This is a genomic window from bacterium, from assembly GCA_026129405.1.
Classification (GTDB): domain Bacteria; phylum Desulfobacterota; class Binatia; order DP-6; family DP-6; genus JAHCID01.
On record JAHCID010000001.1, the window covers coordinates 1,166,174 to 1,179,230 of the forward strand.

10 protein-coding genes and 1 pseudogene are annotated in these 13,057 nt (G+C 71.2%); 5 read left to right on the plus strand and 6 right to left on the minus strand.

The features are described from left to right. The first annotated feature begins 101 nt into the window (after nt 1-101). Both KIT14_05380 and KIT14_05385 read left to right on the plus strand, forming a co-directional pair. Nucleotides 102-212 (plus strand): annotated as a pseudogene (locus tag KIT14_05380) (NAD(P)-dependent alcohol dehydrogenase). 76 nt (nt 213-288) lie between these two features. After that, nucleotides 289-1,254 (plus strand): bile acid:sodium symporter, encoded by a 966-nt coding sequence (locus KIT14_05385; GenBank protein ID MCW5889967.1) that lies wholly within the window; start codon nt 289-291, stop codon nt 1,252-1,254. Between the two features lie 127 nt (nt 1,255-1,381). Here KIT14_05385 and KIT14_05390 read toward each other — a convergent pair whose 3' ends face one another. Together KIT14_05390 and KIT14_05395 are read right to left on the minus strand one after the other, a co-directional pair. Next, the gene (locus KIT14_05390; GenBank protein ID MCW5889968.1) at nt 1,382-2,992 is read right to left on the minus strand and encodes a glycine--tRNA ligase; all 1,611 of its coding nucleotides are present in this window, start codon (nt 2,990-2,992) and stop codon (nt 1,382-1,384) included. A 112-nt stretch (nt 2,993-3,104) separates the two neighbouring features. Beyond that, nucleotides 3,105-3,287 carry a hypothetical protein gene (locus KIT14_05395; GenBank protein ID MCW5889969.1) on the minus strand — a complete coding sequence of 61 codons (183 nt, stop codon included), beginning with the start codon at nt 3,285-3,287 and terminating at the stop codon, nt 3,105-3,107. A gap of 357 nt (nt 3,288-3,644) precedes the next feature. Here KIT14_05395 and KIT14_05400 point away from each other — a divergent pair, with 357 nt between their 5' ends. Together KIT14_05400 and KIT14_05405 are read left to right on the plus strand one after the other, a co-directional pair. Next, nucleotides 3,645-3,824 (plus strand): hypothetical protein, encoded by a 180-nt coding sequence (locus KIT14_05400; GenBank protein MCW5889970.1) that lies wholly within the window; start codon nt 3,645-3,647, stop codon nt 3,822-3,824. 11 nt (nt 3,825-3,835) lie between these two features. Further along, entirely contained in the window at nt 3,836-4,021 is a 186-nt protein-coding gene (locus KIT14_05405; GenBank protein MCW5889971.1) for a hypothetical protein, read from the plus strand. Between the two features lie 5 nt (nt 4,022-4,026). Here KIT14_05405 and KIT14_05410 read toward each other — a convergent pair whose 3' ends face one another. From KIT14_05410 to KIT14_05425, 4 genes are all read right to left on the minus strand, one after another. Then, nucleotides 4,027-5,208: a family 1 glycosylhydrolase gene (locus KIT14_05410; GenBank protein MCW5889972.1), complete on the minus strand. Its 1,182-nt coding sequence runs from the start codon at nt 5,206-5,208 to the stop codon at nt 4,027-4,029. Next, entirely contained in the window at nt 5,205-6,179 is a 975-nt protein-coding gene (locus tag KIT14_05415; protein MCW5889973.1) for an NADPH:quinone oxidoreductase family protein, read from the minus strand. The genes KIT14_05410 and KIT14_05415 overlap by 4 nt, the downstream gene beginning before the upstream one ends. Nucleotides 6,180-6,329: 150 nt before the next feature. Next, nucleotides 6,330-8,726 (minus strand): penicillin acylase family protein, encoded by a 2,397-nt coding sequence (locus KIT14_05420; protein ID MCW5889974.1) that lies wholly within the window; start codon nt 8,724-8,726, stop codon nt 6,330-6,332. 319 nt (nt 8,727-9,045) lie between these two features. Continuing rightward, on the minus strand, nt 9,046-10,035 hold the full coding sequence (locus KIT14_05425) for a glycosyltransferase (GenBank protein MCW5889975.1): 990 nt from the start codon (nt 10,033-10,035) through the stop codon (nt 9,046-9,048). Between the two features lie 86 nt (nt 10,036-10,121). Here KIT14_05425 and KIT14_05430 point away from each other — a divergent pair, with 86 nt between their 5' ends. Further along, nucleotides 10,122-12,902: an MMPL family transporter gene (locus tag KIT14_05430; protein MCW5889976.1), complete on the plus strand. Its 2,781-nt coding sequence runs from the start codon at nt 10,122-10,124 to the stop codon at nt 12,900-12,902. Nucleotides 12,903-13,057: the final 155 nt, after the last annotated feature.

The following is a 13,057-nucleotide window of genomic DNA, read 5'->3' on the forward strand; positions in this document are numbered from 1 at the left end:
GCGACGAGCGTCAGCAGGACGGCGAGGAGGACGGTGCGCATGCCCGGAGGCTCACCTCGTGCCGCCGAACCGTCAAGACCAGACGCGTCAGCCGTCGCGCCGACGTCGAGATGATCCGCATGCAGGACATCGAGCAGGCCTACGCGCGGCTTCTGCGCAGCGACGTGAAGTACCGGTTCGTGATCGACATGGCGTCGCTGAAGCCCGCGTGATCGCCGCCGGCCCCGTCGTCGCCGCGACGCGGCCGGCCCCCCCGTGCGTCAGGCTCGCGACGTGTGTAGGAGCCGCCTGGTGCCGCGTGTCGACTGGTTCCTGATCGGGATGGTCGTCGCCGTCGTGCTGGCGTGGATCCATCCGGAGCCGGGAGCCAGCGGCGGGTCGCTCCATCCCGAGCTCGTGAACAAGCTCGGGGTCTCGCTGATCTTCTTCCTGCACGGCCTCGGGCTGCCGCTGCGCGCGCTCGCGGCGGGGACGCTGAAATGGCGGCTCCACCTCGTCGTGCAGCTGGCGACGTTCCTGCTCTGCCCCCTGGTCGGGCTCCTGGCGCTCGCCCTGCTCGGAAGCCGCGTGACCCCGGACCTGCGTGTCGGCCTCTTCTACCTGTGCGCGCTGCCGTCGACCGTATCGTCCTCGGTGGCGATGACGGCGGCGGCGCGCGGCAACGTGCCCGCGGCGGTCTTCAACGCGACGCTGTCGAGCCTCCTCGGCATCGTCTTGACGCCGCTCTGGCTCGAGCTGGCGCTCGGCAAGGCGGGGCAGACGCTGCCGCTCGCGGAGGTGATGCTCGACCTCGTGCGCTGGCTCGTCGTGCCGTTGGCCGTCGGGCAGCTCCTGCGGCCCTGGCTGGGCGAGCTGGCGGCGCGCCACAAGGCGCGGATCGGCGTCGTCGACCGGCTGACGATCCTGCTGCTCGTCTACACGTCCTTCTGCGACTCGGTGCAGGCGGGGGTGTGGTCGTCGGGGACGGTCACGCTCGGGGCGTCGGCGGGGTTCTCCGTCGTGCTGCTGGCCGTCGTGATGGGCGTCACCTGGGCGGCGACCGGGGCGCTCGGCTTCGAGCTGCCGGACCGCATCGCGGGCCTGTTCTGCGGCTCGAAGAAGACGCTCGCCTCTGGCGTGCCGATGGCGCGCCTCATCTTCGGCGCCGACCCGGCGCTCGGCGTCATCCTGCTGCCGATCATGCTCTACCATCCGCTCCAGCTGGTCGTGTGCGGATGGCTGGCGGGGCGCTTCGCGCGGCAACGCTGGGGCTGATCGCGCCCACGCAGCAAGGTGCCGGGGGGAACGCATGCGGGCACCTCCTGCGCGGAGGTACGCCCGGCGGAGCGCATCCGGGTGGAACCCGCCGGGACGCGGAGGAACCTGCCGCCGGCGCCGACGCCTACCGGACCCGCTCGGCGACGTAGGCGACGACCTGATCGGCGGCCACGCGCTGCTGCGCGCCGGTGTCGCGGTCGCGCACCGTGACCGTCTGGTCGGCGACGGTCTGCCCGTCGACGGTGACGCAGAAGGGCGTGCCGGCCTCGTCCATGCGGGCGTAGCGCTTGCCGATGCTCTGCTTGGCGTCGAACTGGCAGGGACCGACGTGGCGGCGCAGGTCGCGGTAGATCTTCTCCGCGATCTCCGGCATCCCTTCCTTGTTCACGAGCGGGAAGACGCCGGCCTTGATCGGCGCGAGCTTCGGGTGGAAGCGCATCAGCTCGGGCGACGGCCGGCTCTCGTCGACGGTGTAGGCCTCGCAGAGCACGGCGAGGAGGCCGCGGGTGAGGCCCGCCGCCGGCTCGATCACGTGCGGCACGTAGCGCTCGTTCTTCTCCTGGTCGAAGTACTCGAGCTTCACGCCGCTGTGCTTCTGATGCTGCGTGAGGTCGTAGTTCGAGCGGTAGGCGATGCCCTCGAGCTCGGTGAAGCCCTTCTCGCCTGCGAAGGGGAAGGCGTACTCGACGTCGCAGCAGCCGCCCGAGTCCTTCGCATAGTGCGCGAGCTCGTCCTGCTCGTGGTCGCGGAGACGCAGGTTCCTGCCGGCGAGGCCGAGCGAGCACCACCAGCGGTACCGCTCCTCGCGCCAGTACTGGTACCAACGCGTCGCCTCGGATGGGTGGCAGAAGAACTCCAGCTCCATCTGCTCGAACTCGCGCGAGCGGAAGATGTAGTTCCGCGGCGTCACCTCGTTGCGGAAGCTGCGGCCGACCTGACAGATGCCGAACGGCACCTTCACGCGCGTCGAGTCGAGGACGTTCTTGAAGTTGTAGAACATCCCCTGCGCGGTTTCGGGACGCAGGTACGCCTTGTTCTCCTCGTCGCGCACGGCGCCGACCCAGGTCTCGAACATGAGGTTGAACTGCCGCGGCTCGGTGAGGTCGCCGCCGCAGTTCGGGCAGGGGAGGGCACCGTCGCCGCCGAGGTAGGTCTCGCTGCCGACGATGCGCAGCAGCGTCTTGGCGTCGACGGCGTCGTCCTCGTTGAGGAGCGCCGTCACCTCGGCGGGCTTGCGCACGAGCGCGAGCCCCGGCGCGAGCTTTTTGCCGCGCGTGTCGGCCCAGCGCTTCAAGGCGTCGCGGCGCGGGATCCACGTGCCGGGGTTCGGGCCCGGCTCGGCCTGCTCCAGAAGGGCGGCCACCCACGGCGCCTCGTCCAGCAGCTCGTCGACGTGGTCGGCGCGGAAGAGGCGCTTGCAATGCCGGCAGGTCTGCATCGGGTCGGCGAAGCCGCCGACGTGGCCGCTCGCTTCCCATACCTTCGGGTGCGAGATGATCGAGCAGTCGAGCCCGACGATCTCGACCTCGCGTCCGTCCGGTCCCGGCGGCGGGTTGCGGACCATGACGTCCCACCAGGCGTCGCGCAGGTTGTTCTTCAGCTCGACGCCGAGCGGACCGTAGTCCCAGAAGCCGTTGATGCCGCCGTAGATCTCGGAGCACTGGAAGATGAAGCCGCGCCGCTTGCACAGCGCGACCAGCTTCTCCATCAACGCGGGGCCGGTCGGGGTGGACATCGCGGTTACATCCCCGATGGGCCCGGTGGGTGCAACCGGTGGGTGCAACCGGACCCCCGCGGCGGGCGGCCGCCGTCGCCGCACACCGGCAGGACGCCAGCGTCGCGGGAGGCTAGCTACGACGCAGCGTCGGCGGAAGCGTCTCCGCGGGTGCGACCACCTCGGTGGAGCGGTCGCCGCCGGGGCACACGTTGCGGTGCACGCGCAGTATCTCGCGCACGCTGCTCGCGTGTCCGGGCTGTGCCAGGAACGTCACGCCACACGTCTCACACGCGCCGACTGCCGTCAGCGCCATCCCCTCGCTCCGCCCCACCAATGCCTCCGAGCGTTCTGAATGCACCATGTCCGGATCCTACCCGACGACACACCCCACGCCCCTCAGCCGTTTGGGGTACGGGTGGCAACGACCGCGCAACCAGCCTGCTACGCGCATGCGTCGCACGTGGCCAACCCAGGTGCCAAGGCGGTTACACTGCGTCGGCGCGCACGACGTCCCGCCGGCTGCCTCCCTGAGCGGCAGCACCGGCCGGGTGCACGAACTTTCGGCATATTTTGTGTCCCGTGTTCCGGAATCGCGCGCGCGGGGACGATTCCGGCCTTCTGGCACCCGTATTGCTGACTTCCGCGTAGCGAGGACGAGGAGATCATGGCGATGGGACACGAGGTCACGCTGCTCGATCTGGTGACGGCGGTCGGTGAAGCCGCCCGCTCCGAAGAGGAAGTCGTGGCGACGATCGTCCACCTGGTCAACTCGGGCGCCGTCCGCCTCTGCGGGAATTTCCGCGGTGTGCGGTTCGACACGAATTCCGTGGCGGATACGTCGCCCTGGTAGGAGGCTCGACAATGGAGACCGCAGCAGCCGTAGCCCATCGCCTGTACGTCGACGGTGAGGCGATCGAATACTGGGAGAACCCGGACCTGCCGTTTCGCTGTACGCCCGAGGAGCTGACGGCCTATGCCGCGGCAGGAAGCTGGGACCTGCTGTTCAACGCCCTGACGCTGATGGGCGCGCCGGTTCGCAGCGAGTAGCTTCTTCAATCGTCCGTGACCGCGTTGGCACGGGCGATCGCTCCCAGCCAGTGGGCGCTCGACTTCGGCGTCCGCAGCTGGGTCGTCCGATCCACGGCGACGATCCCGAACGTCGGGCGGTAGCCGAAGACCCACTCGAAGTTGTCGAGCAGACTCCAGTAGACGTAGCCCTGGACGGCGATGCCGTCCGCGAGGCACGCCAGCACGCCGCGCAGGGCGCGGCGCACGTAGCAGACGCGGGCCGCGTCGTCGTCGGTGCCGATGCCGTTCTCGGTGACGAGCAGCGGCGTGCCCTCGCCGACCAGCCAGGCGCGCCGGATCGTCGCCTCGAGCGCCTCCGGCCAGAACTCGTAGCCCATCTGCGTGACGGGTACGCCCGGCTCGGGCCCGAGCATCCCGTCCGGCCCGAAGCGGATGCGCGTGTAGGTCTGCACGCCGATGAAGTCGTCGCCGCGCGCGGCTTCGAGGTAGACGTCCTCCATCACCGCGCGCTCGGCGTCGCGGGCGGTCTCGCCGCCGGGGATGGCCTGGTGGTCCTGCATCGCCAGCGTGAGGCCCGTCGGAAGCGCCGGGCGTGCGGCCTTGATCGCGGCGCGACCGGCACGGTGCGCGGCGACGAAGACCTCGTTGGCGCGCAGGCGCAGCGCGCGGTCGCGCTGGCCGGGCGGGAACACGCCCCACTGGAAGCCGAAGGTGGCGACGATGTTGGGCTCGTTCAGCGTGCAGGCACGGTCGACGAGGTCGCCGGTGTGGCGCATGACGCGATCGCAGAAGTCGGCGAAGCGCTGGGCGGTGTCGATCTCGATCCAGCCGCCGCGCGCCGCGAGCCAGCGCGGCGTCGTGAAGTGGTGGAAGGTGACGATCGGCCGCAGCCCGTGCTCGAGGCAGCTCGCGCACATGCGCCGGTAGTGGTCGAGCGCGGCGACGGAGAACTCGCCCGGCTCGGGCTCGATGCGGCTCCACTCGACGGAGAAGCGATAGGCCCCGAAGCCGAGCGCGGCGGCGAGGCGGACGTCGTCGGGGTAGCGGTGGAAGTGGTCGCAGGCGTCGCCGCTCGGCTCGCTGCAGGGGGAGCCGGGCGTGTGCTCCCACTGCCACCAGTCGTTGTTCCAGTTGCCGCCTTCCACCTGGTGCGCGGCGGTGGCGGTGCCCCAGACGAAGCCCTCGGGAAAGCGCGCGGTGGTCATGGCGTCACGATCACCTTGCCGAAGCTCTGGCGCGAACCCAGCGCCTCGAGCGCCGCGGGCAGATGCTCGAGCCCGAACGTCTTCCAGATCACCGGCTCCACCCGGCCCTCGCGGTAGAGGCGGAAGAGGGCGTCGAAGGTCTCGGGGATGCGCTGCGGCTCGTACATCTGGTGCGCGCCCCAGTGGAGGCCGATCAGCGCGATGTTCTTCAACAGGACGCGGTTCAGCTTCACCGCCGGGATGTGCCCGCTGGCGAAGCCGATGACGAGGAGGCGGCCGTTCCAGGCGATGCAGCGCAGCGACTGGTCGGTGACCTCGCCGCCGACGGGATCGTAGATGACGTCGGCGCCGTTGCCGCCGGTCGCTTCCTTCACCTGCAGGGCCCAGTCGTCGGCGCGATAGTCGATGGCGACGTCGGCGCCGACCCGGCGTACGACCTCCAGCTTCTCCGGCCCGCCCGCGGTGCCGATCACCCGGGCGCCGAGCGCCTTGCCGATCTGCACCGCGGCGATGCCGACGCCGCCGGCGGCGGCGTGCACGAGCAGCGTCTCGCCCGGCTTCAGCGTGGTGCGCAAGACGAGCGCCGCGTACGACGTCGGGTAGACGATCGGGAACGCCGCCCCCGCCGCGTACGACATGCCGCCGGGCATCGCGTACGCGGCGACCGCGGGGATCACCGCCTCGTCCGCGAAGCCCCCGAGCCCGGCCGACGCGAGCACGCGATCGCCGACCCGGAACCCCTCGACGCCGGGCCCGACCTCGATGACCTCGCCCGCCAGCTCCGCGCCGGGTACGAACGGGAACGGCGGCTTCATCTGGTACTGGCCGCGCACCATGAGGATGTCGAAGAAGTTGCAGCCCGCGGCCTTCACGGCGACGCGCAGCTGCCCACTGCCGCAGGGCTTCGACGGCAGCTCGGAGACGCGGAGCGCGGACGGCTCCATCCACTGATCGACGACGACGGCTCGCATGGGAACTCCTCGCGGCGACCGCCGGCATGGAGGTCGCGGACCGGCACAGGTAGCCCGATCCCGCGGGAGCGGACAAGGGTGGTCGGTGCGGCGTCGCGGACCGCGGCGGGCCGGCGTTCGCCGCAGAAGAGCGAACGCCGGCCGTGCCGGTCACTTCGGCTCGAAGTCCAGGACCTGCTGGAACGTCGGCCGGTTCGTGGTCGGGAAGGTGTTGGGCAGGAGGCCCGGGCTGAAGCCCGTGCGCTGCGCGTTGCGGCGCCAGAGCGACGGCTCGGGCTGGCCGAGCTGTGTCGCCGTGGCGTTCGCGGCGTTGTGGATAGCCTGCCAGATGGCGTTGCGGCAGGTGTCGAGATCACCGCCGCCGCAGTAGGACAGGTGGAAGGGCCCGATCACGAGCTCCTTCATCAGCTTGCGCAGATCCTTGTCGACGTAGGACGCGCCCTCGAGGCCGTCGAGGTTGCGGACGTTGTCGAGGTTCGGGATCAGCGGCCCGAAGACCGGCGACATCACCGCGTCGGCGATCGGACGCCAGATCGCGTCCATGATGACGGGGCCGGCCTCGTCCCAGAGGAGGTCGCCGTCGACGTCCATGCGGGGGGCGTCACGCGCGATCCAGTCGTCCATGAGATCCAGGATCTCCTGGTCGCGCGGCGTCGGCGCGGGGCCCGTGCGCAGCACGCGGCTGACGACCGGCCATGCCGACGACTTCACGTCCTCGGTCGCGGCGCGGTTCATGATGCCGACGTTGTCCGTGATCGCGACGCGCTCCGGCCACTTGTCGAAGTTCTCCACCCGCTGCACCGAGCCGTAGGGCTCGTCGTCGCCGTGCATGAAGCCGGGGGCCGAGCGGTTGTTCCAGTTGAGGAGAAGCCCCTCGGGGCCCGACGTCGCGTGCGGATGCCGCCCGCGGCTGAGGAACTTCTTGCCCCACTCGTACTGGCCGGTGCCGAGCGTCGGCAGCCGGCGATCGAGGCCTTTGGCGCGGATCGGCAGGTAGCCGGAGCTGAAGTACGCCGTCGCGCGCCGCGAGACATACGCCCAGTTGAACGTGAAGCCGAACTGGTTCGCGACCCGGTAGAAGCGCGACGGGGTGCGCGCCTTACCCTCGGTCATGTCCTTCAGGGCGGCGAGGTTCAGCACGTCGCGGCCGAAGGTCGAGCGCTTGCGCGAGAGCGCCACCGGCTTGCCCCCGACGGTGGCGGTCGCGAACACCGGCCCGTGCACCGTGAGGTTGTAGACGAGGTCGTTGGTGCCGAGGCGGCCGGCGTTGAAGGTCTCCATCGCCCGACACTCGCCGTTGAAGAGGTAGGACTTGGTGGCACGCGTCGGTGCGCCGCCGCCGGGCACGCAGAGCTCCTCGACGAAGACGTCGCGCACGTCGTGCCCCGCCGACGTGAGGCTCCACGCGTAGTTCGGCGTGCGCCCGATGAGGATGTACATCGCCAGGCCGGGGACGGCGGCGCCCTGCGCCTGGAAGCCGGGGCCGTGGAGATCGATCTGCTGCACGATCTCCGGGTAGTAGTAGCCGAGCTGCGGGCCCATCACCGCGAGCGTGTGCTTGTTCGCGGAGCGCGAGCGGGCGGTGACGAGGAAGTTCGACGCGCGCAGGCGCGCCGGCGCGGCGGCAGCCGTCGCGGCCGGTACGCGCGGGTTGACGCTCTGGATGGAGCCGGCGTCGAGCACCACGGAGCCGCTCACCGGACCGCCCGTCAGCGGGCCGTACTTGAAGCGCTTCTTGATCGTGGTCGGCGCCTCGGGGTCGTCGGCCAGCATCACGTCTTCCCAGGCCTTGTGGCCGACCTCGTCGCCGAGCTGCTGCTGGAGCCGCGCGAGCAGATCGGCGTTGGCCGCCTCGCCGCCGCCGCCGGCGCCGAAGATCGAGCCGATGAACGCGGTCACCGCGATGACGTCGTTCACGGTCGCCGTCGGCTCGGAGATGCCGTTGGCGGCCCAGTAGGCGTTGATGCCGTCGGCGTACGCCTGTGCGTCGTCGAGGATCTCCTGGCCCTTCGCGCCGTACACGTCGAGCAGCAGCTTGCGCTGCGCGGTGACGAGCGCCTCGGCCTCCGGGCTCGGCGTGAACGTCTGCAGGCTCGTCACGAGGCCGAAGGCGTCGATGTTGGGGACGTCGGCGACGGCGACACGCGCCGGGCCGCGGCCGAGCTGGATCAGCAGCCCACGGTCGCGCGCGGTCGTCCAGCCGGCGCCGAAGGAGACGTCGTAGCGCGTCTCGCCGTAGACGTGCGGGATGCCCCAGGCGTCGTAGATCAGCGTCAGCCCGGGGCGGCCCGTGTTCTCGACGTGCGTCGCGCCGATCGGGGAGAAGTCCTCGGGCAGGAAGTACTGGTCGATGTCCGCCCTGGTGATGTTGTCACGCAGCGGCGTGAGGCCGGCGTACAGCGCCAGCTGGTCCGTGGAGTTCACGGTGAACGGCACGCCGCCGAAGTTGCCGGGCGGCAGGATGTAGCGCGCGATGTCCGCGGCGATCGCCGGCGAGGCGGCGAGCGCGGCGAGCACCGCCGCGACGGACCGAATCCAACTTTTCACGGGGTCCCCCTTCTTCGATCGCCCGCCGTCGGGGCGGGCACTCCACGTCGACGGTCGTAGCAACGGGTGTGCGGGAGCGTCCATAAGGAACTTCCCGATACGACCGCGCGGACGCCATGCCGCGCAGCGTCGGGCGAGGCCGTCTCGCTCACTCGCGCAGGACGTCCCAGCGCACGATGCGCACCGGCACCGCGAACCATCCGCTCGCCGTGGGCTCGGCGACGACGACGCGGGAGCGCGGCCGCGATCCAGAGCCACGGCATCGCCCGGCCGGCGGAGGCGATCACGACCGGCAGCATAGCGGGCGTCGCCGTGATGCTCACGCGGCGCAGACGAAGTCGGTCCCCTCGCACCATCCCTGCGCGATGCAGAACGCGCGGATCTCGGCGCGCGCCGCCGGTCCCGCCACCGACGCCACCAGCGGCAGGCGCGGCAGCGTCGCCAGCGCCGGGGGAGCCACCACGGGGGCGCCGTGGATACGCTGGCCGAGGCGCCCCGGATGCAGCTCCACGATCGCGGCCGGCGTGCGGCCGTGCGCAGCCAGCGCGGCGCGCAGGGCGCGGCCCGTGCCGCCGTAGCCCCACAGGTGGTAGCGCGGGCTCGCGGCGAGGAAGCCGGTGGCGAGGAAGTGGGCGCGGCAGGCGGTGAGGGCCGCCGGGGTGTAGGCGGGGTGCGTGCGGGTGAGCCGCGCCGGGTGGTCGCGCCAGGCGAGCAGGCGGCGCGGCACGACGCCGAGGCGATGGCCCGCGGCGAGGAGACGCAGCACGAGGTCCCAGTCCTCCGGCCAGGCGCAGGCGCGCCAGCCGAACGCAGCGAGGACGGGGCGGCGGAGCATCCAGGTGGGATGCGCGAGCGGGCACTCGACGTAGGCCTCGGCCCGTACGGCGGCCGGGCCGTCGATACCGTTCAGCCAGGCCTCGTACGCGCGCAGGCCGTCGCTCATCGCCCGGCGCGGAAAGAAGCGCACCCAGGCGCCGACGCCGGCCAGGCCCGGGTCGGCGTCGAGCGCCGCCACCTGACGCGCGATGCGGTCGCGGCGCATGAGGTCGTCGGCGTCGAAGCGCGCGACGAGCTCCCCCCGGCACGCGGCGAGCCCGGTCGCGAGCGCGGCCACGAGGCCGCGGGCCGGGGTGCGCAGGACGACGACGCGCGCGTCGCCGGCGGCGCACGCGGCCGTCCCGTCGGTCGAGCCGTCGTCGACCACGACGCACTCCCAGTCCGTGCACGTCTGCCGGCGCAGGCTCGCGAGCGCGGCCGGAAGTGTGGCGGCGGCATCGCGCGCGGGGAGGAGGACGGACACGCGGGGCACGACGGCGGTTGTCCGGGGGCGGCCGGGGGCATGCAAGGCGCACCGTGTGCGTCGGCTGGGCGTCCTCCGCTATAGTCCGCCGCGACATGGACCGGCTGGCAAGCTGGATCGTGGCGCATCCCCGGCGGGTGGTCGCCGCGGTCCTCGTGCTCACGGTTGTCCTCGGGTCGTTCGCGGCCCGCATCCGCATCGAAAGCTCGCTCGAGAGCGTGCTCCCCGCTGGCGATCCGCAGGTCGCCTTCTACGACCAGGTGCGGCAGCGCTTCGGCGGCGACGACGTCGGGGTGGTCGGCGTCGTCGCCGCCGACGTCTTCGCGCCGGCGACGCTCGAGAAGATCGGCCGCGTCACCACCGCCATCGGCAAGCTGCCGGGCGTCGAGTCGGTGCTGAGCATCACGAACGCGAAGGACATCGCCGCCGACGTCTTCACGCCCCCGCCGCTGCTGCCGCGCCTGCCGCCGACGCCCGAGGACGTCGCCGCGCTCCAGGCGAAGCTCCTCGCCATGCCGCTGTATCGCGAGAACCTGATCGCGCCGAACGCGAAGGGCGCCGCCATCAACGTGTTCTTCGCGCCCATGACCGACGCCCAGTACCTCGCCAACGGCCTCGACCACCGGATCGACGAGATCCTCGCGGCGGAGCAGGGACCCGAGCGCTGGTACTTCACCGGCGCGGCCCACGTGAAGGCCGAGGCGGTGGCGCTCATGCGCGGCGATCTCCTGCGCTTCACGCCCCTCGCGCTCGGCCTCATCGTCCTCGTCTTCTGGCTCTCGTTCCGCACCAAGCGCGGCGTCCTGCTGCCGCTCGCGGCCGTCTGCATGGCGCTCGTGTGGACGCTCGGGGTGATGGTCGCCACCGGGCACGCGATCTCGCTCGGCACCTTCGTGCTGCCGCCGCTGATCCTGGTGATCGGCAGCTCGTACGCCATCCACGTGATGGCGCGGTACTACGAGCAGGCGGAGCGCGGCCGGCCGCGCAGCGAGGTGGTGCAGGAGGCGTTGCGCCAGGTCGCCATGCCGCTGTCGATCTCGGTCCTCACCACGACGATCGGCTTCGGCGCCCTCATGGTGAACCGCATCCCGGCGATCTGGGAGTTCGGCCTGTTTTCCGTCGTCGGCGCCGTCTTCCTGCTGATCGTGTGCCTGTTCTTCGTGCCGGCCGTGCTGGCGCTCGTGCCGACGGAGCGTGCCGCCGCGCGCGCCGCCGACGGCTCGCCCGCGCTGGTCGCCGTGCTGACGCGCGTCGCGCGCGTCGTCTCGTGCTCGCGGCGCGCGATCGCCGTCGGCGCGCTGGTCGTGACGGTCGTGGCGCTCGCCGGCATGCGTCGCATCCAGGTCGACTCGGACTTCCTCAACTACTTCACGCCGAGCTCGAGCGTGCGGCAGGCCAACGAGGTCATCAACCACGACATCGTCGGCTCGAACCCCTTCTACATCGTGATCGAGGGCAACGGCTCCGGGTCCATGGCGCGCTGGCAGAGCCTGTGGCTCGTGAACGAGCTCCAGACGTACCTGCGGACGCTGCCGGGGATCAGCTCGTCCATCTCGCTCGTCGACTACCTGGAGCTGCTCGACGCAGGGCTCGCGTCGACCGCCGGCAACGACCTCGTCGTCGACGAGCACGGACAGATCAAGCCGGCGGAGAAACCGAAGTCGTTCTGGGAAGACCCGGCGATGCTCGAGCCGGCGCTGAAGCTGGTGCGGCAGACGCCCGACACCTTCAAGAGCGTCGTCACGCCGGATTTCGCGAGCACCAGCATCCTCGTACGCACGAGCCTCTCGGGCTCGCGCGCCGTGGAGGCGACGCTCGCGAAGATCCGTGCCTTCGTCGCGCAACATTTTCCCGCCGAGTTCCAGGTCCACCTGACCGGCAGCCTCGTCCTCATGACCGGCACGACGTCGGCGATCGTACAGGGCCAGGTCGAGAGCCTCGCCATCGCGCTCGGCACGATCTTCGTCGTCATGTCGGTGATGTTCCTGTCGGTGCGCATCGGCGCGCTGGCGATCCTGCCGAACGTGTTGCCGATCGTCCTCTTCTTCGGCGTCATGGGCTGGCTCGGCATCCTGCTGAACCAGGGCACGAGCCTCATCGCCGCCATCACGCTCGGCATCGCGATCGACAACACCATCCACTACATGGCGCGGCTCAACCGTGAGCTGCGCGGCGAGACCGACCAGGCGGCGGCGATCGCACGTACGCTCACGTCGGTGGGCGTGCCGATCGTGTCGACGAGCGTCGCGCTGCTCCTCGGCTTCCTCACCTTCGCCTTCTCGAACTTCGTGCCCATCCAGAACTTCGGCGTGCTCTCGAGCGTGACGCTGGGCGCGGCGCTGGTCGCGAACCTGGTGCTGCTGCCGGCGCTGCTCGCCACGTTCAAGATCATCACGCTCTGGGACCTCGTCGGCGTGAAGCTCGGCGAGGACCCGGCCCGCACGATCCCGCTCTTCGGCGGGCTGCGGCCGTCGCAGGCGCGCGTCGTCGTGCTGATGGGCGACCTGCGCCGCTACCGGCCCGGCGAGCCGATCGTGCGGCGCGGCGAGGAGGGCGACGCGATGTTCGTGCTCCTGAACGGCCGCGCCGAGGTCTGGGCCGGCGATCCCGAGCGCCGGCGCGTCGCCGAGCTGGCCCGGGGCGACGTCTTCGGCGAGATGGGCCTCGTGCGGCACAACGAGCGCACGGCCGACGTCGTCGCCGACGGCGAGGTCGAGGTCCTGGCCGTCGACCAGCGATTCCTCGAGCGCATCCAACGCCGCTACCCGCGCATCGCGTCCAAGGTGTTCCTGAACCTCACGCGTATCCTCAGCGACAAGCTGGAGCGCACGACCACGCAGTTCGTCGCCGCCGGCGCGGGGCGCCGGGCGGGCTGAGCCCGCTCCGGGCGCACCCACCGGCTGCGGCGCCTGCACAAACGGGCGTTTGTGTGGGAGGTGCGAAATTGCTTGCGGATCCCGTACCCCACTTGGTAGACCCGCGCCGCCCCACCGGGCGCGGCCGCGCTCGAATCCGGGGCCCGAGGCGATGT